We start from the raw sequence: 26384 nt of genomic DNA, 5'->3' as shown, positions 1-26384 counted from the left end.
CCGGTGAGCACCGATGAATCACTCACTCGACACGGACAAACTCGAACGCGAAGTCAAGTCGATGTACCGTGACGTCGCGGAGTCATCCGACGCCGAATTCCACTTCGAGACGGGCCGCGACCTCGCCGAACGCCTCGGCTACGACCCCGAGGATCTCGAGTACGTTCCGGACGCGGCTATCGACTCGTTCGCGGGTGTCGGCTACTACTTCGATCTGGCGGAACTCGACCCGGGCGAAGACGTGCTTGACCTCGGCAGCGGGTCGGGGATGGACGCCTTCGTCGCCGGTTTGCACGTCACCGAGACGGGAACGGTTACGGGTATCGACATGACCGGAGAGCAGATCGAGAAGGCGCGTGACCTCGCAGCGGACAACGGCTTCCACAACGTCGACTTCCGCCACGGGTACATCGAGACCCTCCCGTTCGAGGACGGGTCGTTCGACGCGGTGATATCGAACGGGGTCATCAACCTCTCTGCCGAGAAGGATCGCGTCTTCGAGGAGGCGTTCCGGGTGCTGCGGCCAGGGGGCCGACTCGCCATTTCCGACATTATCAGCGAAGAGCAGATGCCCGAGAGTATCAAGACCGATGCGGACCTCTGGGCAGCTTGCATCGGCGGAGCCGAGCAGGTCGATCGCTACACCGACCTGGTCGACGCGGCTGGGTTCGACGTCGTAGCGGTCAGCGAGAATACCGACTACGAATTTGTCTCCGAGCAGGCGGCGAACGCGTGTTCGACGTACGGGGTGAAGAGCGTCTCGCTCGTTGCGCGGAAGGAGTGATCGGTGAGGTAGCACCGATCACCGACGAGGTGGCCGTCCAGTTCCGACCACGTTCGCCGAACGAGACGGCGGGACGATCGTCTTTTCCGAGAGGGAACCCGTCGCGGAGTGGGCCGAGTCAGTAGACTGCTAACAGTCGGTCCGACCGTCTGTTGGCTCTCCCTCGCCGAAATAGCCACAGAACGCGAGCACACGCAGTTTCGAGCGAGAAGGCTATTTTGATAGATCTAGTCTCGGTATTCAGAACGCCGCACTCGACCGCTAACAACTAGGTTGATGGGCGCTCCGCTAACTGGTTCGCCTGTACAGAACACGACCGGTGAGTACCTCTCAACGACAAAGGGGTTCACAGGGCCAGTTAGCCGGGAGTTGCAAATCCGGGCCGCGACCCGGCCCGGCGTCGCAACTTGGACGGCGTCTGCCATAACGTGGGCGTGCGCTCACCGCGGCGACTCGGTCGCGAGGAGGCGAGCCCGACAGTCAGGGTGGGCTGGTTCGCCGCGATACTGGGATTCGTGACCGCCGATCGGCCGTTGACACACGCTACAAATGGTGGACGGAGCGGAGTGGGTACTCATCTTCCCTTCCGCTCAGTATCCCGCCGGGAATGATATTATCTTTTCGTAAAGCATCATGATAGTACAATTAATTTAATTGCTTTTCACTTATGTGTTCCATTCGAAACGAAGGCTGGGACGACGAATCCCACCGCTCACGACCAGCGCCCTCGTCGGCACGCACGCGATGCGGAGCGCCCGACCGCATCCTGAGCGGTTCCGGCCGACAGTAACTCCACGCAGTTCTCGCAACGAGCCGCAGCGATGGTGGGAGCTCGCGTGCTGGCCGATGGACGGCCCGCTGCGGGACTGCCGTCGCGAGCAGCCACTGACGGGCGGCCGATCAAGTATCCTGTGCTGAAATTCATCCCTTCTTACTTGTAGAGGGGCGACGTAGCCCGCCTATGGAGTACGAGTACAGCGAACCGGAACGGCCCTCAAGCCACCGCCGAGTGCAGCAGGCGGCCACCTGTCACGCCTGTGGCGCCCGGATCGGCGCCCGCGAACGACGGCTCACGTGGCGGATCCGCGACGGCGCGGACGTGTACGCGTACCACTACTGCAGCGACGCCTGTCTACCGGCGACGGCCCCCGAGACGCCGTAGCCCGGTCGCGCCAGCGACACCAGCGCTCGATCCGGGCGGCCCCACCGTCGGTCTCCCCGCGCACGATACCGCGTCGCCGAGGTGGGCGAACACGTCGTGGGTCGGTACTCGCGATCGAGTTAGTGTTTCCCACAAAACATATGTCTCGGATCGGAAAACGAGTACGCGACTGGTGATGACCGAGAACGAACGACACGCGGACGAAGCGGAGTGCGAGCCGGAACTCTCGGAGGCGACTCAGTCAGAAGTCGACGCCGCGATCGAGGCGATCGAAGAGCACGAGCGGATCGTCGTCGGGTCGTAACGCCGGCCGGTCGTAGCGCGAGCAGTGCGTCTCCTGTTCTCTCTCGAATTTCCATCCCGTCGGTCGTGAGCCCCAGCCATCGCGTGGCCGGCACCCCTCGCCCACTCCGGGACTGGACTCGACGGGAGGGACGACCGCAGCCGCTCGTCCCCCACCGCCCCGCTCACGTCGGTGAGCCGGTGTGCGATCGAGACGGTCCGGGACGGAGGACGGCGAGCGCCGGACTGCTCGCGGCGGGCACACTCGTCGCCAGGCCCTGGACTGGGGTTCCGATCGCGCCGTCGGCTGCCGGGTCGGCTCCCGGTCGGTGCGACTACTCGACGGTGACGCTTTTCGCCAGGTTCCGCGGTTTGTCGATCGATCGGCCGAGTTCGTGCGCGGTCCAGTAGGCGACCAGTTGCAGTTGCACGTTCGCGACGATCGAACTGGCGACGGCCGACGTCGCCGGCACCTCGAGGACGTGATCGGCGTAGCGCTCGACGTCCGACTGGCCGTCGGTCACGGCGACGACCGGCGTGCCGCGGGCCTCGACCTCTTTGACGTTGCCGATCGTCTTCTCGGCGAGTTTCCCGTCGCCGGTGACGACCGCGAAGACCGGAGTCTCCTCCGACACCAGCGCCAGCGGGCCGTGTTTCAGTTCGCCGGCGGCGAACCCCTCGGCGTGGGTGTACGTGATCTCTTTCATCTTCAGGGCCCCCTCGAGCGCGACGGGGTAGTGATAGCCGCGGCCAATGAAGAAGTAGGCCTCGGCACCGTGGTAGGTCTCGGCGATCTCGCGCGCCCGCGAGGCGTCCAGCACGGACTGGATCTGGTCGGGGACCGCCCGGAGCTCCCGGACGAGGGCGCGCGATCGCTGGTCGCTCAGCGCGGCGGCGAGCATCGTCAGCGCGGCCTGCTGGCTCGCGAACGTCTTCGTCGCGGCGACGCTGATCTCGGGGCCCGCCCGGATGTACAGCACGTCGTCCGTCTCCCGCGCCGCGGAACTGCCGACGACGTTCGTCACGGCGACCGTCGTCGCACCGACGCTGTTGGCCTCGCGGATCGCCCGCATCGTATCGGCCGTCTCGCCGCTCTGGGTGACGCCGACGACGAGCGACTCGGCGTCGATCGGGACCCGGTCCGCGTCGAACTCGCTCGCGAGGAACGCCTGCGCGGGGACCCCGCGGTCCTGGAGCAGCCGTGTGCCGAACATGGCGGCGTGATAGGAGGTGCCGCAGGCGACGAACGTGACCGGTCGACGCGGCTCGAGATCCCCGAGTTCGGGCAGTTCGACCCGCCCGGTCAGTTCGTCGAGCCGGCCGCGGAAACACTCCCGGAGCGCCGTGGGCTGTTCGTTGATCTCCTTGCGCATGTAGTGGTCGTAGCCGCTCTTACCGGCGTCCTCCGGGTCCCAGGCGATCGTCTCGACCGACGGGTCGGTCACCTGGCCGTTCGCGTCGGTGATCACGAGGTCGTCCGGCGTGAGCCGAGCGAACTCCCCGTCCGCGAGGTAGATCACCTGGTCGGTGTACTCGATGAACGCCGGCACGTCGCTCGCGAGGAAGTGGCCGTCGTCGGCGACGCCGAGGACGAGCGGCGACTCGTGGCGCGCCGCGTACACCGTCTCCGTGCCGTCGAAGACGGCGGCGATCGCGTAACTCCCCTCGAGGCGATCGATCGCCGCGCGAAACGCGGCCTCGTGATCCAGCCCCTCGTCGAGAGAACGCCCGATCAGGTGCGGGACGACTTCGGTGTCGGTGTCGCTCTGGAACGTGATCCCGGCGGCCGCCAGGTCGTCGCGCAGCGACTGGTAGTTCTCGATGATGCCGTTGTGAACCACCGCGACCCGTTCGGTGGCGTCGGTGTGGGGGTGTGCGTTGGCGTCCGAGGGGGGCCCGTGCGTGCTCCAGCGGGTGTGGCCGATCCCGATCGAATCACCGTCGAACCGCTCTCGCGGGAGGGCGGCTTCGAGCGCCGCGAGTTCCCCCTCGCGTTTGTGGACGTCGATCCCCCCATCCGCGAGGGCGACGCCCGCCGAATCGTAGCCGCGATACTCCAGCTGTGACAGGCCGTCGAGGAGGACCTCGAGCGCGTCGTCGCCGCGGTCGGTCCCGACGTAGCCGATGATGCCACACATCAGGCACGCACCTCCGTCTCGTTCTCGATCGTCCCGCCGACCGTCGACCCGGCGCGGACCACCGCGTCGGCGCCGACGATCGTTCCCGGCCGATACGTGACCCCCCCTTCGTCCCGAACCCGATCGGCGAGGACGGCTCCGAGCCCTTCGTTCCGGTGGATCCGGGCGCCGACTGCCACGTCGCCGGGGCCGCCGACGACGGTCGAGCCCGGGCCCACGTGGACGCCGCGTCCGGTCACGCAGTCGACCAGCGTCGCGTTCGCGCAAACGCGCGTATCGGCCTCGACGACCGAGTGGTCGACGACCGCGTTCGACGCCACGGTCACGTTCTCGCCGAGACAGACGTTCGGCCCGACGACGGCCCCCGGGCCGATGACGCAGTCCGGTTCGACGACGACGGGGTCGACGATCGTCGCGTCGTCGTGGACCGACGCGCTGTGAGCGATCTGGCTCTCGCCGCCGTTGGTGTCGAGGAGACCGTCGGCGATCTCGAGGAGGTCCCAGGGGTAGGTCGCGTCGACCCAGACGCCCTCGGAGACCACGCCGCGGAGCGTCGCGCCGTCCTCGAGGGCGGCCGAGAGGGCGTCCACGAGCGAGTGTTCGCCCGCACGCGGGCTGGTGTTCCGGACGACGTCGAAGATCTCGGGCTCGAAGGTGTACACCCCCGCGTTGAGACGGTAGTCCCGATCGTCGTGCGGGTTCTCGACGATGTCGGTGACGCGGCCGTCGTCGACCAACACGCCGCCGTACTCCGCGACGTCCGACCGTTGCACGAGGCCGAGGGTCGCCAGGGCCGACTCGTGACTCACGGTAACGTCACGGATGAGCCGTTCGTCGATGAGCTGGTCACCGTAGACGACCAGCGTCGGCGCGTCGGCAGCCGGTTCTGCGGCGAGGAGGGCGTGTCCGCTGCCGAGCTGTTTGTCCTGGGTCACGTAGGTGAGCGGGACGTTGCGATAGGTGGGCCCGAAGTGCGACTGGACGCGATTCCGCTGATAGCCGACGACGACCGTAATATCAGTCACGCCGGCGTCGATCAACTCGTCGAAGACGTGTTCCAGAATGGGTTTCGGGCCGGCGGAGAGCATCGGCTTCGGCCGGTTCGTCGTGAGCGGCCGGAGCCGCTGGCCTTCGCCAGCGGCGAGGACGATCGCAGAACGAATAGTCATGCGTAGGTAACAGTAATAGAGGGAAGTTATTCTTTCGGCTAAATAGTATCTGTTCGGTGAGGGGTGTGAAAGAACAGCCGGCGAACGACGAGTCGACGTGTCGACCGACGGTTCTCGGCGCAGTCACGGGTTCCACACGCGAGCGAGCAGAACGGGTGTCCGCTGCCCGGACAATCAACCGCGAAGCGGAGTCGATCTCCCGCCGATGCGAGCGGCGCGTTCCGAGCTCTCGCGGTCGACCGGTCCGACGCGGCCGGGAACTCCCTCGGCGATCGGGCGCGGCGCAGAGGCTCGACCACCAGTGAGCCGTGGGCCGCCCGGGCCCACCATCTGGGCGGCGACGACGGGGCGGTCGCCGACCTCGACATCGCCGTCGACGACGACCCATCGACGACGCCCGACGGTTTCGTGCTCGGCTACTCGTAATCACGCCATTTTGCTCGTAAGCGTGGGTGAACCGCCTTGGCGTTCGAATTCCAGAGCATACGGCCTGGTCCGGCCGAGAATTCCTTGCGGGAGGCAGGGTATCTCCGACGCGAGGGACTCTGGCGATTGTCGGTCGTGCTGCATTCACCCTCTGTAGTCAGCACGCTGCTTCTGACACCATCTCGGTGAGTTGGTCACCCCTTGCTGACTAGAAGGCGCGTCTCTTGGAGAGCAGATCAGACACGGATGCGGCGAACCGATTCCCCGCGACCTCAGGCGGGGTCCAGTGCGTAGACGTTTGACGGCCCCTCCGGGTCGGACGTGACAGCAAAGACGGCGCCATCGGCGACGGCCACGCCCTCCACGACGGTACCTTCGACGTCGTACTGCCACCGCTTGCCTCCGGTCCGAAGGGGTCCAATCCCGGCGCCACCCGAGAGCGTAGACGATACCGTCGTGGACGACCGGCGCGATCGGCCAGGGTTGCTGGCCGACGCTGTGGCGCCACTGTTCTGTGCCGCTGTCGAGGTCCAGTGCCACCAGTGATTCGACGGTTGGGGCGAGGACGGCGATACTGGCGACACCAGCACTTGCGAGGATGCTCCGCCTGGAGGGCAGAAGTGATCGCATCAATCGAACTGGTAAGTATTTTTCATATTTTCAACGCACTAAATAGAAGACATATCGTGATCAAGAATTTCAGTCAATCAGGACAAACAGCCTGTAGTACCGAGTTACAGACACATAATTGAATAATCGATAATTGCACATAAAAGGGACAAAGACCTTATGCTGCACGTATTTTCTATCTCCGGCAGGCCGTTTGTGACAGCATCACGGCAATTCGGTCGACATCTGCTGAATACAAGGCGCGCATTCAGCAGACACGGACCAGAAAGATGATCGAAATCCGGCTTCCTCATATTTAATACTACAGTACCCTATACGAGAATGAGTGGTGGTAACACATGGCGAGTTTCGAGACAGCCCAAGATCAACTGTTTGAGGAAATGAGCGTCGATCCACAATCACAATTTATAGATCTCGACCATCCACAGGTCAGAACTCATGTTATCGAAACTGGTGATGAGGGGAGCGACGATGTGCCTGTCTTCTGCGTCCATGGAACTGGAGCGTTCGGGGCACTGTTTACCCCGTTGATCGCTCATCTTGACGACACATGGACCATTGCTACAGACCGTCCTGGCTACGGACTCAGTGGCGACCATACCTACACCGCCCAAACTTTTCGACAAACGGCTGTTACCGTTCTTGAAGGAATTCTCGACAGGTTGGGGATAGAACAGGTAGACCTCGTCGGTAATTCCGCAGGGGGGTACTGGAGCATGGTGTTCGCGTTGGCTCGGCCCAATCGAGTCCGTCACCTGACGCTGATTGGAAGCGTCCCAACCTTCCCGGGAACCCGCCCGCCGATTCCGCTTCGGTTGTTTTCAGTGCCCTTGCTCAACCGACTGTTGGCTCGGCTCCAGGAATCGAGCGAGGATGGTGTCGTTGAACAATTCGAAATATTCGGTGAGGATGAAACGATTCAGGATTATCCATCGTTGATACGGGTGTTCGTGACCCAGGCTCGGAAGCCTCGGTCAGATATTGTCGATATCAGCGAGTTTAATTCATTGCTCAGGCTTCGTGGGTGGCATCCCTCAACGCGGCTGCGCGAAGATGAGTTGGCTGACCTGCAACCCTCGACCCTCGTGGCCTGGGGCGAGAACGATCCACTCGGAGGGCCAGACGTTGTGCGCAATACCGTCGACCGAATTCCGGACAGTCGTCTTGAGACGGTGAATGCCGGACACCTCCCCTGGTTGGGCCATCCGGAAACGTGTGCCGAACTCATTCTCGATATGAGGCGGTAAGAGACCTCAGAAGAGCGGGACTGCAGAATAGATGATCCCTGATCGACGGTTTAGTGACCGAAAATATCTGATGCTCTCTGTCACTATTGATGGATGTGTGCCTGTAGGTAACGCTCTGCTGAACTCATGCTCTGTATTCAGCACGCCGCTCTTACCAGTGATCCAGTAGTTCGATTAGTTCTTGCTGGATACAGGGCGCGTATCGGTCGGATCGAGTTCGCGGTCGATGGAACCGGGAGCTGGGGGCCGTCGGTGGAGCGTCTGAAACATCGACTCATTCCGATTCAGACGTTGTGTGCTGACTGAGGTGCAACCGTAACGACTGATGCAGAACGACCGTTCCTACGTACTCATCCCGTCGCGATCGGGTCGTCGAACGGCGCCTGTACGATGAAGTAGCTTCCCGACGAAGAATCCCAGTGTTCCCAGAATGACGGCGGTGGATACGGCGACGAGTAGCGCGACAATCACGTCGTCCGCGAGTGTTCCACCCAGATCGGGGGTAAAAACGCCTCCAATAGGCTGTACGTAAGGATCGTTCCGAATATCGGTGCAAAAATGACTCCCCAGCTAATGAGTACTCCGTTTCCACGTGAGGCGGGCCACGTTGCGAGCCCGAGCCAACCAAGAACGAATCCGACCCCGAGCACGGTCTCCCACGTTACGACACCGATCGGGTAGAACCACAGGACTGGATACACCACCGACACCAATTGATTCCGATACGGTTCGGCCACGTAGACCAGTACCGCTGTACCAACGAAGAGACCACTCAAGAGGAGGCTCCATCGAATCGACTCGTCCGGGGCCGATCCGAGTACCCCCATCGCTCGTTTGAAAGCCTCCCCGTCCGTATCCCCGACCAGCGCTCGCCGCAGTCCGACACCGATCAGATGGCCGACCGTCCCGACGACGAGCGCCAGCGTCACGTACCCCGCCGATATGAACGGCTCCAGAATACCGTACTGAAGATTGAAATGGAGCAACCAGGGCGTGACGAGGCTAAAGATCAACAGCCAACTTAGGAGCAATCCGTCGTTCCAATAGGCGTTCCAGATTGCCAGTCCGCCACCGACGAGAAGAACGAACAGTACGGGGTACACCTGCGGTCCCATGACGTCTTGCATCCATCGTCCACGGGCGTACGCCCCGGTCAGAAACATACAGGCGAAAAGGGCGGTCGCTATACCGATGATGAAACGTCTTCGGTCTGACCGTCGTCCGAATAATGCATCATTGTTATTGGAGGCCATTGTATTACGGCCACTGTCTTGCCATTTATAACTTGTCAAGGGTGGGATTAAATACACAAGTAGCCGCGATGTTGACCTCATCCTCTGTATTCAGCACGCCGTTTCTGCTATCTCCCGGATAAATCGGTCGTCGCTCCGTTACCTGCTTCACCTGTACTTACCGCTGATGGTGAAACTATAATCCTCTCAAGAGCAGCTACGTCAATATCACTAATCCAAAATAATGCGACCCGGTGAGGTCGCCTCTGGTGGCCCCATCGGCGTGTCTGGTTATGAAGTGCAGGAACTGATTGTAGTGGGGCCATGGAGATGGACCGTCGTTGTCCCGAAAGGAACTCGGCTGGAACATGCCAGTACCAACTATCGAAGGGCATGGTAGGTGATTCCCTCCGACGCGGTTCCTCGACAGCCGAGGCGTGATGATGTGGGTGAACTAGGGGGTTGATCCGTGTCCCGGCCATTTCATAATCGGAATGGGAAAACCAATGAGTAGCTTCACTCATACCGTATCGACCGAGTCAGCATTGCACATCGTCGCCAGTCAACACTGTCGGTCAGTTCTCGGCCAGTTAATCGAAAGTGAGAGTAATACTGTTACGGTGGACGACCTCCTCGAACACGTGGCAGCCGAGAATCCTCCCCCAGACTCAGGTGGAATGATAGACACCGGACGACTTCGTCTCGATCTGCATCATTCCAAACTGCCGAAACTGGAAGCCGCTGGCCTTGTTGAGTACGATGACCGAACGGAAACGGTCCGCTATCATCCGAACGACCGCGTCGAGAAACTGTACCAGTTCGTTACCACTGAACTCGAATAGGTGTATGACACCCAGGGGCAATTCGGGTTGGAAAACCTGATCAAGCCCGATTGCGAACAGTTCTGACTCCCGATTTAGAGACAGAGTCGAGAAACGAAAGATCGGATCGTGCTGAACTCGGCCTCTGTATTCAGTACGCCCTTTCTGACAAGCGTTCGGCAGCTCGTATGTACGCTGCTGAATACAGGGCGCGAATGTAGCATAGATTGACGCCGACTCAGTTTGGCGGCTCGAGTGCTCAGTACAGGGTCTGTAGTTAGCAGTCGTACCACGGTTCGATCGTGTTATCTTGGTGCAGCGTAAGCCCGATATCTTTTGGTTCACAGTCGAAATCGGCCGGCAAATCGGGGGCATACCGCCACGTACGGGAAGCGCCATTTGCGGTAAATGCATGCACCCTCGAAGGGGTTGTTTCGATAGCGCCATGTGACGTCATCTCTTCGGGTCTGAGAGTGAAAATACGGCTGAAAAGGGTCTCATCCTCGCTGTCTATGACACGAACTGCTATCTCCGCCTTCGAAGAAGTCCTGTTCTCGACACTCACCTCGCCGGGTTCGTCGGTATTACTGGACCAACTATCCGACAGAACGTCACTACAGCCAGCAGTCGACACTGACGCTACAGCCCCGAGAGTAGCAAGAAACCGTCGCCGTGACGGTCGTTTGTCTCGGTGAGCGGCTGATGAGCAGTTGGAGGGCATTGTTATTCGAGTGGAGACTCGACGGAATAATAGTACCGAACGACGCATGGCGAGCGATAGATGTGCAGATCTATCGAACGGCTGGTTCATCGGCTTCGGCGTGAAACAAATGTGGTTGTCGTGCTGAACTCATCCTCTGTATTCAGCACACCGTTCTTGACAGTGATCCGGGAGTTCGCCCAGATCTTGCTGAATACACAGCGCATGACCAGCTTGGTGGGAAGCCCAGCACCCTTTATCTTGGTTAAATATCTGTTTGAACTTTCCCAGTTGTTATACAGACAGTGGGGGTAGGTGTGGGCGTGTCACTCTCGTTTCGCCATGTGCTGCTCGGTCACAATCAGTCGTGGTACTGGCGGGCCCTTTGGACGACTCTCGCTGTCGTCCTTGGTGTGATAACGTTCGTGGCGTACGTACTCGACGTGTTCACGGTCGCAGGCGGAGTCGTGTTCATTCCCGGCGATGCAGCACTCGTCGGGATCGGGGCGGCGGCCGTGGTCGGGTACGTTCGGGGTGGCCTACTGGTTGCCTGGCTAGTCTCGTTTACGTCGTTGCTCGGATTCCGTGCCTACCACGCGTTCCCAGGCCTGTCGTACAGAACGTTTCCGGAACAACTCGCATATTTTCTTGACCCTGAGGGGCTGTTCGTCTATACAACAGAGGGGATTGCCCTGGGATCGATCGCGTTCATTATTGGATCGTTCGTCCGACGGGGGAGCGAAAATAGCTCTCGTCAATAGTGAGACCCCGGAAACTGAGCGATAGGGTCAAGCGCCCCTTTCAAACACTTCAACGAGTTTGTGCTGAACTCATGCTCTATATTCAGCAGGCGACTTTTGACAGATTCTGTACGACTCGATGGATGCTCCGGTAACTCCTTGCCCTACACTGAGCGATCATCCCTTACGCAAATCGAGCCAGATTGCGTACCACATTCGCGCCTTCTATTCGGCAGACTCTGACCGAACTCCCGAACCGCTGTCAAAAACGGCGTACTGGATACAGAAAACGCAAGGCAATTGTCTGGTTGGGGATGAAGTTAGAAGTTATCACTTCTCCGCAGGGACGACCTCGGGCATGTCGTAGGACCCGTCGACAATCGACCAACGGGGGCCGTAGAACCGCGCTGCGAAGCGCATACCCCCTTCAGGAGCTGGCAGCCAGTTCGTCGCCTGCTCGGGATCGTCCGGTTCCTCGTGTTGCACGTAGATGACGAGTTCGTTGGCTTCGGTGTGCAACAGTCCTTCTTCGAGCATGTAGCTGTTGATGCTGTAGCGGTCGAGTTCGTTCTCGACGAAGTAACCCTGCGCGTCGTAGATCGGGATCTCCCAGAACTCGGTGACTGGCGGCAGGTCCTCGAGGTCGAACGTGATGGTGTACCGGTTCGACCCGTCCAGTGGGTCGCCGCTCGCGTCGGTAAATTTGAACCCAGCGACGTGAGACGCGGGCGAGTCGGGGCCCGCGAAGCCGATGTCGGCCATGACGGCCCGGGTCAGCCAGTCGGTTCTGTAGTCCGCCGTGTTCTGAAGGACGTTCCAGCCGTTCATGTCTACCATAACGTCGCTGTTGCCCTGCAAGGCGGCGGCTCTGACGCGCTCGAACCCGTTCTTGACCCCGCTGGTCAGCGCCTCCTGTACGTCGGTCTCGAGCGCGGACCACTCGAACTCCAGTCCCGGGCCGATTCCGACCCGTTCCAACCGCTCGAGCATCGCAGCCTCTTTTCGGGAGTCGTCGATGAGCGACATGCTCGGGTCGTTCAGGACGAGGCTGAGGAGGGTGAAGAAGTCCGATGGGGTCTGGTTTTCGACCTGCTGCTCTGTGAGGTCCGCCATTCGTGGGATCGTCTCGTAGTCGCCGGCAACGACTGACTGCTCCGCCCGTGGCACGCCCGAGCGGTCGTTGGCGAGCCACTCGCTGAGCGGGGTGATGGTCGTCTGCTCCTGCAGGTCGTTGATGTACGCGATTTCGGATTCGTCCGTCGAGTCGCGCAGCGCGTACCGGAGTTCGGTTAACAGGGACTTCGTCCCTGCTTGGACGACGTCGGTCGCGGCGAAGTCGCCTGGAATCTCGCCCTCGTAGTCGTCCGGCAGGATTAGATACGAGCGCGCATCGGTGCCAGTGAACTGATTCCCGGCGTAGAGAGGGTAGATTCCGTACTGGTCCATCAACTCCAGCGAGAAGTAGCGGTCGGTGACTTCGGGCATCTCGATGACGACGGGTTCGTCCTGCAGGTCGAGGAAACCCTGCCCGTACAGGGTGGTGGCGTTCGGACTGACGACAGCCGTGAAGTCGGCCGTTATCGGTCGGCCCTCGTTGGGATAGTACAACCGATTGACGCCCACGAAGAAGTCGCTGTCTTCCTTCTGCGTGTAGTTGAAGCGCGTCACGTAGAAGATAACCTGCTGGAGTCCGTAGCGGTAGGCGTCTTCTGCGATCGAGGCCAGACTGCTATCCGTGTCGCTGTCCTGGCTCTCTTCGGACTCTCGATCGGCGGCGACTGTCCGCGTCACCGTGGATCCACCGAGTGAGAGTCCGCCCACGACGAGTCCCCCTCTCTGGAGCGCCTCGCGGCGCGTCAGCGTTCGGGTTCGGAACAGGCGCACTCCGTCAGTTGCCCTGTCTGAATTCTGGGTACCCTGGTGAGTACTCGCCTCGCGAAGCGCGGTTCGGCGCGTTGCCCGCAGCGGTTCGAAGTCCGATTTCGCCGTCTTGTGGTGTGGTTCTTTGCTCATGCCTTATCTCTCTGAGTGGCCTACAGCGGTTGTGACCGACTCACGCGTTCGCACTCCGGTAGTCCATATAATACGTCGACGATACTCGCGAAGGATTTCATAACATGATGATAGTGGAAAATGAATGACTATCCCTGAATTCTCGATCGACTATATGCGCCAGTAGTGAGCGATCACAGACCTCAGTTCGTGCTGCATTCGCGCCCTGTATTATGTAAGGGAGTTGTATATTCTCGCCATCGGAATGGCGGAGACTACGTTCATCTGGATTGGACCGATGTTGCTCATGAGTGGTGTAGGCGCCGTTGCGTTCGTTCGCCACTATATCACGGCACGCGAGTATGACTACGTCGCGTTCGCCTTCGCAATCGTGTGGATAGCAGGGGCGATCGAACTCAGTATGGCTACTGGGTACCTCCCCGAGAACATGCTGTTCAATACATTTGTTGGAGGCTGTGTCCTCGTCGCGGTCGCGACTGGTATGTTCGGTATCCGGCGACAGGGCACCGGGTTCCAGATACGGAATGCAGACGCCCGATAGACTCGCACATTTACTTCGCTCTGAATCCGCTGGAATGGGCGATACCCGCTTGATGAATACATCCCCTGTAGTCAGCGTGCTGTTCTTGATAGCTATCGGATAGATGGCTTCGGTAACTCCGTTCCCTGGACGTACCGCTGAGGGGGCCACACTGATCATTGTCGACGGATTCCAACAGCGGCGTTCCACACTGAGCGCACAGCGGTCGTGTAAATCGCTGTGCGTGGAGCAACCGCCTCGAGAGCGCTCAGGACGCCACCGGATCACCGCGTCGACGCTTCGATCGAGCAGCGCGACGCCCCCGTTCCCGGTGCTCGGTCTCATCTGGCGCCGCGTCAGCCGTCTGGCAGACTGGTTTCGCGTGAACCACCCGAAGAGCCGCCGACGGCAGCCCGTCTGACGCCCAACAGACGCGTTTCGCGTGGAACACTGGAACCGGGCGGCCGCGCAGGCAGCGGCCCTCGGCTCGCCCGTGAGAGCCGCCCGGCCGTCGCTCGAATATTTTGTTGACTGGCTGTCGTGGATCGTGACCGGCGTATCCTTCCGGGCGAGCGGCAGGCAAGCCGGTGGCTCGTGCTGTGCTGCTGGGCGTCCGCTGGCAGCTAGACTCTACGGGGCACCCGGGCCAGTCGGAAGACGGCGTCGATCCCCGCTTTGCTGCGGTCGACGCTCGGCAGGCCCGCCTGTTCGAGCGGTGGGCTGACCGGAGTCGGGACGGCATTCACGCCGATGGGCTTCGGGGCGCAACGAAGCTGAAGACGTGATCCCGACGATTTCGTTCGCGATTTGGGCCTGCGTGCCGGAGCGGTCGATGGGGTCGTCGACGTCGAGTCGCCCGCTTGTGGCGTCGCTCGTGGCGATCGGGTTTCCGATCTGCGCCGCCGTGTCGCCGCGGAACGCCCGGATCAGGTGCCGCCAGCACTCGGAGCCCTGCCGGCCCACAGCCAGGGACTCGGCTGCCGCCTCGTCGTTCGCCGGGTCCTTCTCGGCCGGCGAGAGGTGGTACCTTCCGGGATGCCACCCCTGCCAGGTATGACCTTCATCTCGGTGGACACGGTCAGGGTCCCGTCGGCCTCGAGCCGATCGCACGCCGCCGCGATACCCTCGTCGCTTCCTCGGCGCCGTCGCCCGCCCGGGTGACTGTGCCCGGGTTCGTCCTCACAGTCGGCAGGATCGATGATCACGCGACGACAGGCATCGGCGGCGCGGCCGTCGCGCTGCTCGACGAGCGTCCCGGCCGATACGGGAGCGCTCGATCGCTGGGCGGCCGACCGGCGGAGCAGTGTCAACCCGATCGGTGGCGACACCGCGCCCTGGAGCGTCGACAGTCGTGGATCCCGGCGTCCGCGCCCGGCCTGGGGTTCAAATGGTAACACGTGGCATATTCAACGGATGGACGTGAACCTCGTCCAGGCGACGGGCCGGGAAACGACCGAAGCCGAGTTCGAACAGCGGGTCGCCGCACAGGCGGCGGCGCTCCGCGAAGCGTTCGCCGCCGGGCGGTTCGACGGCGGGTACCGCGTCGGGCTCGAACTGGAGGGATACGCCGTCGACGCCGACGGCCGGCTCACGGACGTCCCCGAGTCGGCGTTCGGGGCCGTCTGCGAGCGCGAACTCGGGCGACACAACGCCGAGGTGAACACGCCAGCGACGACGTTCGATCCCGACGGCCTCGACGACCAGGCACGCGCGGTCACCGAGCGGGTCGCCACCGTGGACCGGGTGTTCGACGATGCCGGCTGCCGGTTCGTCACCGACGGGATCTGGACGATTCCGCCGCCGGAGGGCACGGTGGCCTATCTGACGGCCGTCGACTACGCGGGTGAGATCGCCGTCCCGGCGAACATGGCCCCCGAGCCGCGGTACTACGCGCTCGACGCCGATCTCACCGCCCACGGGCCGATCGAACTCGACGTGCCCGGCTGTACGCGGTCCTTCCCGACCATCCTCGTCGAGTCACTCGCCACGTCACTACAGGTCCACCTGCAGGTCCCGACCGACGCCTTCCCGGCGTATTTCAACGTCGCGCTGCGCACTGCCGGCCCGATCCTCGCGCTGTCGACGAACGCGCCGTTCCTGCCGCCGGACCTCTACGACGACGCCGAGCCCGAGACCATCCTCGACGGGATGGCCGAACTGCGCGTGCCGATCTTCGAGGCGATGAACGTCCGCGAACCGGGGAAGGTCCGGTTGCCCCGTGATCTCGAGGCGCCCGCCGACGTGATCGACCGGGTCGTCGACGACCGCCGGTGTGCGCCGTGTCTGCGCGAGTGGGTCGAGACGGGGCCTCGCACGGGGTTCGCCGCCGAGTACTGGGAACTGCTGCACAAGCAGGGGACCTGTTGGCGGTGGATCCGGCCGATTCTCGGGCCCGAGGGGCCGCGGATCGAGTACCGGCCGCTGGCTGCCCAACCCGCTGTCGCGGACGTGATCGGGTTCCAAGCGTTGGTCGTCGGCCTGCTCCACGGGATCATCGCGACCGACCACCCCCTGCGGACGCTGTCCTGGACGGCCGCACAGGAGTCGCTGTACGCTGCGGCCCGCGACGGCCTCGACGCCGACCTCGCCTGGGTCACCCGTGACGGCACCCGGAGTCACGACGCCGCCGTCATCTACGACGAACTCTTCACCCTCGCCCGTCGTGGGCTCCGCGAGCGGGGGTTCCGCCCCGACCGGGTCGCAGAGCTGCTTGCCCCCATCGAAGGGCGCTGGGACGCGACGACGACGCCGAGTCGGTGGAAGCGACGGCAGGTACAGGAGCGACTCGACGAGGGCGAGGATCTCGCGGCCGCGATTACGGAGACCCAGCGGGAGTACATTCGGCGCGCCGAGTCGAACGACCCGTTCGTCGACTGGCTCGAGTGAGGGGGCAGTCCGGCCGTGCGGTGGCGCCCCGATCGGCCGGCGGCGGCCGCGAACGCACGCGTTCCAACGGCCTGACCCGTGCTCCACCGTGAGGGGGGCTCCCCTGACCGTCCTGTGTCGGCGCGCCCGTCCCGTCGCGTCGTCGTAGCTGGCGGCCTACTGGCCCGGCGAGTCCAGCGCCGTTTTGTGTTACGCACCACGTGTGCACGGCACCGCGCAGCGATGTGATCGCGGCGCCATTCCGCCGGCGACGTCGACCTCTTGGTCGGGTCCGTCGACCACACGCGCCTCGACTCGGTCCGCGTGTCGACGTGCCGGGAGCGCTCCGGTAGCGCGGCCGACGCCGACTCGACCGGCGGGGCGAGCACAGCGGAGAGAGCCGACTGCGAGGGGCGGCGCTCGGCGGCACCGGCGCTCTACCACTTCCGGGTGATGGCCTCGTCCGTCCCCACGGTCAGGGGCAGGCGTGCTGCGATCGCTGGCGGCGACTGCGCGCTCCCGTGATACGCATGGCGCGCGGAGTGCCGCGGCGGGCGGTGATCACGGGCGTCCGTCAGCAGTCCCGACCTCGTCGGGCCGGCGTCGACGACGCCTCCGGCGACGCCCATCACCGCGTAACGGAGCCCGTCGAGACAGTCGGCCGGTGCCCCCCTCGACCCGCCATCCTCCTCCGTGGAGCTATCGAACTCCCGGAGCAGGTGCTTCCAGCGCCCTGAAGACGTGCTTCTCGCTCCCGCGTCGCGCCGTGCGCCGCCGTCCGTGCCGGCAAGCCCGTGGCGATCGTGTCGGGTTCGACAGCAGTCGCCACGACGGAGCCACCCCATCTCGCCGTGTGCGCCCCGCCCCGGACGCACTTATCACGTCTCGCGGTCAACACCCCGGCGTGTTTCCGCTCGGCCATCTCGCCTTCGCGTATCTCTGGTACGTCGCCTACGCCGTCCTGGCCCGTCGGCCGCTGCCGGTGCGCTGGGCCCTCGTCCCGCTGGCGATCGGCAGTCAACTCCCCGATCTACTCGATAAGCCGCTGGCGTACGGTGGCGTGCTCGCGAGCGGCCGCTCGGTCGGCCATTCGCTCCTAATCACCGCGCTCCTCGTGGGCTTCGTCAGCGGGGGCGCCCACGCGCTCCGCCGGCGGACGCCCGCGCACAGCCGGACCCACCAGCTCGGGGCCGTCGCCCCGGCGGCGTTCGGCGTTGGCTACCTCTCGCATCTCGTCGGCGACAGCCTCGGGCCCCTGCTGGCGGGCATCCACGCCGACCTGACGTTCCTGCTCTGGCCGGTCCTCCCCGCCCCTCGCTATCCGGGCGACAGCGTCGCCCCCTGGATGCGGCTCCTCGAGCTCTACCAGCAGCCCCAGACCCACCCGGAGCTCTCCCTGATCGTGGCTGCGCTCGTCGTATTCGTCTCGCTCCGCGTCTGGACCCATCTCGGCTCGGCACCCGCCGTCGGCAACTGACGCCAGTGGCACGCACGCCCCGCCGCGGAGCCCGACGCCGACGTCCCGCTTCGCGCTCGGGATGGTGTCGCCCACAAAACATATACCTCGGATCGGAAAACGAGTACTCGACTGGCGATGACCGAGAACGAACGACACGCGGACGAAGCGGAGTGCGAGCCGGAACTCCCCGAGGCGACTCAGTCAGAAGTCGACGCCGCGATCGAGGCGATCGAAGAGCACGAGCGGATCGTCGTCGGGTCGTAACGTCGGCCAGTCGTAGCGCGAGCGGTGCGTCGCTCCTGTTCTCTCTCGAATTTCCATCCCGTCGGTCGTGAGTCCCAGCCACCGCGTGGCCGGCGCCCCTCGCCCACTCCGGGACTGGACTCGACTAGAAGGTCGATCGCACCCGGCAGTCGTCCGACACCGCCCCGCTCACGTCGGTGAGTCGGTGTGCGATCGAGACGGTCCGGGACGGAGGACGGCGAGCGCCCGACTGCTCGCGGCGGGCGCGCTCGTCGTCAGGCCCTGGACTGGGGATCCGGAGGTGGTCCCGATCGCCCCAACCGAGTTGCCACCCAGGATGCGACCAGCTGCAACTACACAGACGTCAGCAGTGTTCACGGCTGCGACGCCCGCTATGGACCGCTCCGTCTCGATTGTCGACGGCGATCACGACTCACGATGGTGGTCGCTGAACCGGGCAGAATAGCACGTTTGGAGCGTAGACCGCTATCCAAATTGGTCACGCACGATTATTTTTCAACCCACCGCAATAGTATTTATCTGGCCTGCTATAGTTGCGGTGATCGTGTCAGCAGACGATAGCGCTACGTTACGGAAGGTTGCGATCGCGTGCCAGGGAGGGGGAAGCCACACGGCCTTCACTGCAGGAGTATTGAAACGGTTGCTCCAAGAGCACGGATCCAGCCACCGGATCGCAGCGCTCTCAGGGACCTCCGGCGGTGCACTCTGCGCGTTTGTCACGTGGTACAAACTCCGGACGAGAGGCCCTCACCAAGCGAGCGCCGCACTGGACGAACTCTGGGAGCGTGTGGCGACGTCAAACCCGTTCGAAGGGATCGCGAACGCTGGAGTCGTCTTGAACGCCCAACTGTACGATATGGGATTTCCAATGTGGCAGACAAGTCCAGCGCTGAACCCGGTAGCGGCGATGGGGCAAGATTGGCTCCGACGAACCATCACCTCGTTCATCGACGACACGCCGCTCCAGGAACTCATCATCGAGCCAGACGCGGTTCCGGACCCTCCGCTTCCACCGAAGCTTCTGATCAGTGCTGTCGACGCGAACGACGGCAGTTTCGACGTGTTTTCGGACCGTCCTGAACTCGAACGGCCGGCTGACGGTGGCTCCGCCGAGAATCGACTCCTCAGGGAGATGTCGGAGCGACTGCGGGAAGAGTCACAGCCGATCTCCGTCGACGCTATCCTCGCGTCGACAGCAGTCCCGCCGCTCTTCGACACGGTCAGTCTCCCAGCGTCGAACGATCCGAGCCACGCATACTGGGACGGGTTACTCTCGCAAAATCCTCCCGTTCGAAACCTTCTCGCTGGTCCTGAAGGGAAAGACCAGAAACCGGATGAGATCTGGCTGATTCGCATCAACCCAACGCATCAGAACGGCGATTTCGACTCCTTGGAGGTGATCGCCAATCGCCGAAATGAACTCGCCGGGAACATCTCACTCGAACAAGAACTGTACTTCATCCGAAAGGTGAACAGATGGCTGAACGAGGGGAAATTCACGGAGGACATGAGAGAGCAGTACAAGCGCGTGCCAGTCCGCCAGATCCAACTCGATGAAGGCGAACTCGACCCCCCACGACAGCTACGCACGGCCTCGAAGATAGATCGCGACCACGACTTTATCACTGATTTGAAGGGACTGGGGTACAGGGAGGCAGACTCGTTCTTGAGAGACGTAGAGGCGCACACGATTGTGAGCGCCACACCGAGTTAACTTCCGATGGATCAGACACTCACTTTACCCCGCCAGTAAAAGCGTACTCGATCGATGCAGTAGACCGTGAGGAAGGCGAACGGATCGGGCCCGAGCCGAGGGCAAGTGCTGAAGCGGACGACCCACGAGGTGTCACTACCAAGAAGGTCGTAGGCAGCGATCCGGGACGAGGTGCCCGATCGCAGACCCCCTGGCCGTGGTCGCCTCCGCCGTCGATACGTCCGCCTCGATCGCCGGGCCGAGCCCGCCGCTTCCAGCGGTGGCACCGCTAGGTCCGGACTCACTCCAGCACCGCCGAGAGCACGAGATAGCCGACGGACAACGCGAGCGCGAGCACCGCCAGCGAGACGTCGGTGGTCACGACCCACGAGACGAACTCAACGGCGATCGCGACCAGTTCGAGGAGGACTCAGAGGGCGACCAGGCCGACGACGGCGAGCCCCACGAGCCAGAGTGTGTCTGCCGTACGAACGCGTTCAACGGGACCCACAGTGCGTGTTTCCCGGTCGTCCAACGCCACGTTGCCGGGCGACTGCGGCGACACCTCCATTGCCGGTTCGCCGCGCCACGCGAACCGATCACCGCACGCCGATGCGAGCCGTCGTTCGTCGGCCACCGTGGTTCGCCGACACGCCCCGTGACGCCGGCTCTAGTGGGGTGACGCTGCACAATCGGGATGGTGTTGGCCACAAAACATATATCTCAGATACAATAACGACTCAAGCGGGGATGACGGCAAACGACCGAGCGGTAGAGACGGACGGGTCCGATGCGGACCTCCCGGAGGCGACCCAGGCGGACGTCGACGCCGCGATCGACGCGATCGAGCGGGACGAGCGGACCCCGATCGAGTCCTGATCCCGCGGCTCTCGCCGTGGTGGCCGCTGTGGCTCGTCGCCGCTGGCGGCCTCTGGGGGCTCACGCCCGACATCCACCACATCGTCCCGGGCTACGAGACTCAGCTGTACGCGATCCACAACTCCCCGTGGGCCGATCTCTTCGCCATCCACTACACGCTCGATCGACCGTTCGTCCGGGCACGCACTGACGCGAGCATCGCCGCTGCGATCCTGTACTTCCTCGGCGCTGGTATTTACGGGCGCAGCCCAGTTGCGCACACGGACCGGAGTCGCACAGACACGCCTCCCACATCTCGTCGCACTAGTGGTGGCATTGCTCTCACCGGTGCTCCTCATCGCGGCGATCGTCGGCGGCCTCCCGGAGATCACCGCCTGGCCGAGTGATCGCGTCACGAATCCGTAACCACTACTCGCTGGTATCGTCGCTCGTATCCTGCTGGATCGACAAGCTCCACGAAACGCTTTTGCGTATGAGTACCCATACATACTATATGAGCAAGAACATCGCGATCTCCGACGACGTTTATCGCGAACTCAAACGCGAGAAGGGAGATCGCAGTTTCAGCGACGTCATTAGAGACCACCTCGAAGAGCGTCGCCAACTCGCCGACGTCACGGGCGTGGGCGTACTCGATCGCGAGACGTACGACGCCGTCAAGGAAGATGTCGGACAGTTGAGTCGCGGTGCGCTCGAGGACCTCGACGATGAAACTCTGTGATACGTCGGTGCTCGTCGATATCGACCGCGGCGGGGTCGCCGATCGGGTCGCCAGGCTTGACGATGAGGGACGCCACGCGATCAGTACGGTCACAGTCACCGAACTGCGCCTCGGCGTAAACAAGCGATACACGGACAGTGCGACACGGCAGGACGCACTCGAGGATCTCGAACGGCTCCTCGCACGGTTCGAAATCCTCGAGGTCGATCGCGCGGTCGCGACCGCTGCCGCCGACATCATCAGCGAGTTACAACAGCCAGGCACGCCACTTCATGATCTCCATGACGTCTACATCGGGGCGACGGCAATGGTCGAACAGCTCTCGGTGCTCACTGCGAACGTGGACCACTTCGATCGGATGGACGACGTCACTGTCGTCGATTGGACGACCTTTTGAAATCCGCCCACGGACGTGGACGCAGCCAGAATCAGCGTATTCAATCTCTTCGGACAGCACCTTGAATCCCGCGAGCGGTGGGAGGGCATCGACATCGTGTACGACCTCGCCGCCTGTCAATAGATGGTGTTCCCGGACGCGTTGGTAACGTCACTCAATTCGAATAGTTGTAAGTCATCACGCTCGGCCACAGCTTCTTGTACGGATTGTGTGGCACCACTGCGTGTGAACAACGCGTATTCCGTGTCGATGTTGCCAGTATTTGGAGTCCAGCGGATCTCTGCAGCATGGTTTTCGAGCGAGGCGAGCGCACTGTAGTCGAGCGGCGCGTTCGTGAACTTACACTCTCCCACGACCATCGTCCCATCTGTGGTGAAGCCGACGACATCAACCTCGTGTTCTTTGTACCACCAGCGGCCGATATCGAGGAACGTCGCTTCTGGATACAGGTTAGGAAGAGCATCCTGACAGAGATTCTCGAATTCCTGACTGACGAAGTCTGGAAGCTCTGGTTCGATGACTGCCTCGTAGGCGTCCTCGCCCAGTCGTTCGTACCGATCTTCGTTGCCGTAGACGAAGCGGAAGCAGAAGCGGAATAGGGGATCCAATATCCGATAGCGTCCGCGGCGTGACTTCGCTTTCTCTTCGGTGAGAGGGACCTCACGCTCGATGAGACGCAATCGTTCTAACTTCTGGGTGTACGTCGAGATTTGCTTTCCGTCGATTCCCACCGCTTGGGCGATTTCGTTCGATGTCGTCTTCCCCGCAGCAATCGCTGTGAGGATCGCAAAGTACCGATTCGGGTCCGTGAGCTCGGTCCGGAGAACGTACTCTGGTTCGTTGTGGAGGTACCCCTTTTGGGAGAGCACTTCCTGGGTGAGAACTGACCCGAGGTTCTGGTTGAGATCGACGCCGTCGAGGTAGTACGGGACGCCGCCAAAGATACCCCACATGAAAATCCGCTCTTCGGGAGAGTAGCCGTCCGGGAGGAACTCCTGTGCAGCAGAGAAGTTGAGGGGACGGAGATCAAGTTTTTCCGTGAACCGTCCGTACAGAGGACTGTTCCCTAAAAGAGTCGCTTCTTCCATCATGCTGATTGACGATCCAACCAGAACGAACGTTCCTGAGGTACTCCGTAATCGCTGGTCCCACAACCGCTGGATGACCGACGGAAGACTCTCGTCGGCGTCGATGAGGTACGGAAATTCGTCGAGGACGACGATACCGTCTTGCTCGCCGAGATACCCCAAGAGGGCTTCCCAGTTCTGTTTTATTTCCGTAATTCCGGGAAACGTGTCGGCAGCGACAGTAACGAATTCGTCGAGTTGTATTTGTGATGTAGTTTCCGTGGCCTGGTAGACGACGGCGTCGTCTCGGTCGGAAAGAGAGTGCTGGACGAGTTGTGTTTTTCCAAGACGACGCCGGCCGAAGATAACAACCATCTCGGCGGCGTCGGATCTGTAACACCCCCGTAAACGCGAGAGTTCGTCTTCCCGGTTCACAAAGCGCTCCATATACTTACGTTATCCCAGTGGGGAATAATACTTCCGAATAGCCTATTTCGGAATAGACTAATTCAAAATTGGCTATTTGGAATTGCCCACTGAGGTAGTACCGGGCTATTGGGACTCGATCGCGAGACGTACGACGCCGTCAAGGAGGATATCGGGCCATTGAACCGCGGTACCCACGACGACGCTGGAAGATGACTCGGTGTCGCGTAAACGATCGTTACACCCGCGACGGTACCCAGGAGAACGGACGGGAAGATCGCTCCGTCGAGACCACCGAATCCGCCGATGAGGAGCCCAGCGATCGGAAATCCGAGAAGGACGTAGACGTCGCCTTCCTCAATGTTGAGCAACGGAATTCGACTCTCCTCGCCCAGTTCGTCCATGATTCGTCGGTCAACTGCACCGCTTTTTGTGGCACTAGTAGAATCTCCTTTTCAGCCGCCTTGTAGCGAATATGAGCGTGCATCTTGGCGAAACCCCATCCGTGAAGCCGACGGTTCATGCGTCGAAGCGTGGCAGTCCCGATACGAGCTTCCGTATCCACTCCTCGCGGACCCCGACGCCGCGGTCGGTGACGCCTACGACCAGCCGGTTCGGTTCGGCATTCTCGGTGATCTCAGCGATTTTTCGGCCGGATGCCCGCAGTCGTCATCGTCGATCGCCGGGGCGAAGAGCCGGAGATCGCCGCGACTCACAGGGGGCGATCGACGTTCGATCGGCCCGAGATCGACGAGTTGCTGGCGGAGCTAGACGAACTCCGGACCGAGTGACTCTCATCCGAAGAACGCGTCCGGGCCGTGATCGTCCTGCCAGGCGAACGCGAAGAGTCGCCGCGCCGGCAGTCGCGCCAGTTGTCGTCCGTCGGCTGCTTCCCCCGTCGTGCCGTTCTAGGTGGTCGAATCGCCACGAAACCGGCCGTCAGCCGCCGACTCGAACTCGTATCCAGGGTTTTCGAACGCGTGAATTCCGTCGTCCGTCGCGAACACGACGACGTCGATTCCGGCGATCGTCTCGGTCACGACGCCGCCAGCGTCGCGGACCCAGGGTAGCGGAAAGCCAACCGCCTCGTCGTCGAACTCGAGCCCCAGAACGACGGTTTTCGGCTCCAGATCCCCCCGATCCCAGGATCGCGTCTCGTCCGTTCCACGGTGTGCGGCCATCCCGAAGCCGTCACTATCGAAGTAGCTCGCGTACGGGCGGTCGTCGTACGCGATCGGTTCGGGTGCGTCGTCGTCGCTCGCGGCCTCACTGCGGGCGTCCTCGAGGGGTTGTAGAACGAGGCCGTCCGGATGGCGGTCGCGGAACGCTTCCCAGGTCATCATCGCGGCCGGCCGGACCGTCAGCCGTCGCCCGTCGAACGCGCCGGCGATACACTCGCCGGTGGATTGTTTCCACTCCGACCCGGTTTCGCGATCGTACATCACCAGATCGTCGTCGGCTAACTTTCCGCTGACGCCGAATTCCAGCCGTCGACCGTCGATCGTTCGGTCGTAGACGATCCCGCTGCCACAGAGCGGGCACCACGTCACCGCGATCGGAACCGTCTCGTCGTCGTGCTCAAGCAGGTCGTTGACGATCTCGTGATAATCGAGGATGCGAACCGGATACGCCTTCACCGGCGTCGTCTCGACGACGATGACGTCGTCGTCGCCGTCACCGAAGTACGCCGTTCCGAACGCGGGGCTGTCGATGCTCGGGATCGCGTCTTTCGGCACCACCTGACGAACGTTCATGCGTCCACCGACGGAGTGGGATTTGATAATACTCCCGTCGCTCGACCGATCCAGTGAGGAGCAGGTAACCTACCAACGTTCTGGTTCGCGTACCGACGTCTGCTGATTACCGTGGCACAACAAAGAAACGATACCTCTGTCGACGAGTATCCCTCTTGGTACGTTCCAGGACGCTGCAGGTATCGACGGTCGCTCCATCACCGACTCTCGAGAACGGCAGTTGAACATGGAACGTCGTCCGCACGCGTTCCGTCGACGGTACAGACCGACTCGATCCCATAGCGGCCGGCGAACTCCGCCGCCACGCGCTGGTCCGGGACCGTTCCGGTCGTCACGTACTCCTCGTGGAACGTTTCGACGAGTGACGGTGCGTCCTCGAAGAGGCCTGTTCGTTGTGACGTGTAACCGCGTGATCGATCGCCGGTGGTTCGATTTCGGTGAATTCGATCGAGCGATCTCGATCGTCGACCACGTCCGTGACGAGGTACCTGGTCGTTCGCGTCTCGCCGTCGAGAAACCCGACCTGCCAGGCGGCGTATTCGCGTTTATCGATCGTGATCGGAACGTGTTCGGTCAGATATTCGACGATGGAATCGCTGTTGGCAGTGCCGAACGCAGCGACAGCGTTCACGGCCTCATCCGTCGTTCCCGCGTTCGATCCAACTGCGTCATCGGCGAATCGGTTCACTCGACCACGAGCGTATCCCACAGCCTCGTCGACCGAAATACGATTCGCATCTACGAGTCGTGCGGTTGCACTCGCCGGTATGCCGAGGAGTGTCGCGCCAAGTGCACCGGTCACTGCGAGGAACGATCGTCGGGTTCGGGTCTCAGTAGGGGGCACGGCATCGGGATCGGGTTTCGTCATCGGTGCTGGAGTTGCGTCGATCGTGTTCGAGTGCTGTCTGTCGGACGTTCTGTCATAATCGATCGCTGAGACGAGTCCGTGTGATTACTCTCGAAGATCCTTCACGGCCACCCGGTATTAACAGTAG

At 62.3% G+C, this 26384-nt stretch carries 23 protein-coding genes and 2 pseudogenes; 15 read left to right on the top strand and 10 right to left on the bottom strand.

What is annotated here, in order from left to right:
* Window positions 1–13 precede the first annotated feature (13 nt).
* From MUG98_RS02865 to MUG98_RS02855, 3 genes are all read left to right on the top strand, one after another.
* Window positions 14–784 carry a methyltransferase domain-containing protein gene (locus MUG98_RS02865; RefSeq protein WP_265110675.1) on the top strand — a complete coding sequence of 257 codons (771 nt, stop codon included), beginning with the start codon at window positions 14–16 and terminating at the stop codon, window positions 782–784.
* Window positions 785–1745: 961 nt separating this feature from the next.
* On the top strand, window positions 1746–1946 hold the full coding sequence (locus MUG98_RS02860; protein WP_265110674.1) for a DUF7576 family protein: 201 nt from the start codon (window positions 1746–1748) through the stop codon (window positions 1944–1946).
* Window positions 1947–2121: 175 nt separating this feature from the next.
* Window positions 2122–2250 (top strand): hypothetical protein, encoded by a 129-nt coding sequence (locus tag MUG98_RS02855; protein WP_265110673.1) that lies wholly within the window; start codon window positions 2122–2124, stop codon window positions 2248–2250.
* Window positions 2251–2563: 313 nt separating this feature from the next.
* On the opposite strand, the gene glmS is transcribed toward MUG98_RS02855, so the two are convergent.
* Window positions 2564–4366, bottom strand: a complete 1803-nt coding sequence (gene glmS, locus MUG98_RS02850) for a glutamine--fructose-6-phosphate transaminase (isomerizing) (protein WP_265110672.1) — start codon at window positions 4364–4366, stop codon at window positions 2564–2566.
* Window positions 4366–5535, bottom strand: a complete 1170-nt coding sequence (locus MUG98_RS02845; RefSeq protein WP_265110671.1) for a sugar phosphate nucleotidyltransferase — start codon at window positions 5533–5535, stop codon at window positions 4366–4368. Before MUG98_RS02845 ends, glmS begins: the two co-directional genes overlap by 1 nt.
* 1394 nt (window positions 5536–6929) lie before the next feature.
* On the opposite strand from MUG98_RS02845, the gene MUG98_RS02840 reads away from it, so the two are divergent.
* Window positions 6930–7838 (top strand): alpha/beta fold hydrolase, encoded by a 909-nt coding sequence (locus tag MUG98_RS02840; RefSeq protein WP_265110670.1) that lies wholly within the window; start codon window positions 6930–6932, stop codon window positions 7836–7838.
* A gap of 467 nt (window positions 7839–8305) precedes the next feature.
* Here MUG98_RS02840 and MUG98_RS02835 read toward each other — a convergent pair whose 3' ends face one another.
* Complete coding sequence (locus tag MUG98_RS02835) at window positions 8306–8965, bottom strand: hypothetical protein (protein WP_265110669.1); 660 nt, start codon at window positions 8963–8965, stop codon at window positions 8306–8308.
* Between the two features lie 599 nt (window positions 8966–9564).
* Between MUG98_RS02835 and MUG98_RS25485 the strand changes: the two genes are divergently transcribed.
* Window positions 9565–9912 (top strand): DUF7344 domain-containing protein, encoded by a 348-nt coding sequence (locus tag MUG98_RS25485; RefSeq protein WP_425601076.1) that lies wholly within the window; start codon window positions 9565–9567, stop codon window positions 9910–9912.
* 1002 nt (window positions 9913–10914) lie between these two features.
* Window positions 10915–11352 carry a hypothetical protein gene (locus MUG98_RS02825; RefSeq protein WP_265110667.1) on the top strand — a complete coding sequence of 146 codons (438 nt, stop codon included), beginning with the start codon at window positions 10915–10917 and terminating at the stop codon, window positions 11350–11352.
* Between the two features lie 309 nt (window positions 11353–11661).
* On the opposite strand, the gene MUG98_RS02820 is transcribed toward MUG98_RS02825, so the two are convergent.
* Window positions 11662–13344 (bottom strand): DUF1254 domain-containing protein, encoded by a 1683-nt coding sequence (locus MUG98_RS02820; RefSeq protein ID WP_265110666.1) that lies wholly within the window; start codon window positions 13342–13344, stop codon window positions 11662–11664.
* Window positions 13345–13588: 244 nt separating this feature from the next.
* On the opposite strand from MUG98_RS02820, the gene MUG98_RS02815 reads away from it, so the two are divergent.
* Window positions 13589–13885: a hypothetical protein gene (locus MUG98_RS02815; protein WP_265110665.1), complete on the top strand. Its 297-nt coding sequence runs from the start codon at window positions 13589–13591 to the stop codon at window positions 13883–13885.
* Window positions 13886–15277: 1392 nt separating this feature from the next.
* Complete coding sequence (locus MUG98_RS02810) at window positions 15278–16750, top strand: glutamate-cysteine ligase family protein (protein ID WP_265110664.1); 1473 nt, start codon at window positions 15278–15280, stop codon at window positions 16748–16750.
* A 416-nt stretch (window positions 16751–17166) separates the two neighbouring features.
* On the opposite strand, the gene MUG98_RS02805 is transcribed toward MUG98_RS02810, so the two are convergent.
* Window positions 17167–17604 carry a hypothetical protein gene (locus MUG98_RS02805; RefSeq protein ID WP_265110663.1) on the bottom strand — a complete coding sequence of 146 codons (438 nt, stop codon included), beginning with the start codon at window positions 17602–17604 and terminating at the stop codon, window positions 17167–17169.
* A 29-nt stretch (window positions 17605–17633) separates the two neighbouring features.
* On the opposite strand from MUG98_RS02805, the gene MUG98_RS02800 reads away from it, so the two are divergent.
* From MUG98_RS02800 to MUG98_RS02790, 3 genes are all read left to right on the top strand, one after another.
* On the top strand, window positions 17634–18206 hold the full coding sequence (locus tag MUG98_RS02800) for a metal-dependent hydrolase (RefSeq protein ID WP_265110662.1): 573 nt from the start codon (window positions 17634–17636) through the stop codon (window positions 18204–18206).
* Between the two features lie 117 nt (window positions 18207–18323).
* Window positions 18324–18452: a hypothetical protein gene (locus tag MUG98_RS02795; RefSeq protein ID WP_265110661.1), complete on the top strand. Its 129-nt coding sequence runs from the start codon at window positions 18324–18326 to the stop codon at window positions 18450–18452.
* Window positions 18453–18996: 544 nt separating this feature from the next.
* Window positions 18997–20166, top strand: coding sequence for a patatin-like phospholipase family protein (locus MUG98_RS02790; RefSeq protein ID WP_265110660.1), 1170 nt, complete (start codon window positions 18997–18999; stop codon window positions 20164–20166).
* Between the two features lie 409 nt (window positions 20167–20575).
* Here the strand turns inward: MUG98_RS02790 and MUG98_RS02785 are convergent, their stop codons facing one another.
* Entirely contained in the window at window positions 20576–20782 is a 207-nt protein-coding gene (locus tag MUG98_RS02785) for a hypothetical protein (RefSeq protein ID WP_265110659.1), read from the bottom strand.
* A 113-nt stretch (window positions 20783–20895) separates the two neighbouring features.
* Here MUG98_RS02785 and MUG98_RS02780 point away from each other — a divergent pair, with 113 nt between their 5' ends.
* From MUG98_RS02780 to MUG98_RS02770, 3 genes are all read left to right on the top strand, one after another.
* Window positions 20896–21024: a hypothetical protein gene (locus MUG98_RS02780; protein WP_265110658.1), complete on the top strand. Its 129-nt coding sequence runs from the start codon at window positions 20896–20898 to the stop codon at window positions 21022–21024.
* 493 nt (window positions 21025–21517) lie between these two features.
* Window positions 21518–21745, top strand: a complete 228-nt coding sequence (locus MUG98_RS02775) for an antitoxin VapB family protein (RefSeq protein ID WP_265110657.1) — start codon at window positions 21518–21520, stop codon at window positions 21743–21745.
* Window positions 21732–22142, top strand: a complete 411-nt coding sequence (locus tag MUG98_RS02770) for a type II toxin-antitoxin system VapC family toxin (RefSeq protein WP_265110656.1) — start codon at window positions 21732–21734, stop codon at window positions 22140–22142. The genes MUG98_RS02775 and MUG98_RS02770 overlap by 14 nt, the downstream gene beginning before the upstream one ends.
* A 116-nt stretch (window positions 22143–22258) precedes the next feature.
* Here the strand turns inward: MUG98_RS02770 and MUG98_RS02765 are convergent, their stop codons facing one another.
* Together MUG98_RS02765 and MUG98_RS02760 are read right to left on the bottom strand one after the other, a co-directional pair.
* Window positions 22259–23656 (bottom strand): ATP-binding protein, encoded by a 1398-nt coding sequence (locus MUG98_RS02765; RefSeq protein WP_265110655.1) that lies wholly within the window; start codon window positions 23654–23656, stop codon window positions 22259–22261.
* 62 nt (window positions 23657–23718) lie between these two features.
* On the bottom strand, window positions 23719–24039 hold the full coding sequence (locus tag MUG98_RS02760; protein ID WP_265112570.1) for a PrgI-related protein: 321 nt from the start codon (window positions 24037–24039) through the stop codon (window positions 23719–23721).
* Window positions 24040–24160: 121 nt separating this feature from the next.
* Between MUG98_RS02760 and MUG98_RS25330 the strand changes: the two are divergent.
* Window positions 24161–24426: pseudogene (locus tag MUG98_RS25330) on the top strand (peroxiredoxin family protein); the annotation flags it as partial.
* Between the two features lie 3 nt (window positions 24427–24429).
* Here the strand turns inward: MUG98_RS25330 and MUG98_RS02750 are convergent.
* Window positions 24430–25389, bottom strand: a pseudogene (locus tag MUG98_RS02750) (DUF3179 domain-containing protein).
* A gap of 197 nt (window positions 25390–25586) precedes the next feature.
* Window positions 25587–25724 carry a hypothetical protein gene (locus tag MUG98_RS02745; RefSeq protein WP_265110652.1) on the bottom strand — a complete coding sequence of 46 codons (138 nt, stop codon included), beginning with the start codon at window positions 25722–25724 and terminating at the stop codon, window positions 25587–25589.
* Between the last annotated feature and the right edge of the window lie 660 nt (window positions 25725–26384).

This window comes from Halosolutus halophilus, assembly GCF_022869805.1.
GTDB classification, from domain to species: Archaea; Halobacteriota; Halobacteria; order Halobacteriales; family Natrialbaceae; genus Halosolutus; species Halosolutus halophilus.
The sequence above is the reverse complement of the archived record's forward strand: the minus strand, read 5'-3'. Positions and strand labels throughout refer to the sequence as shown.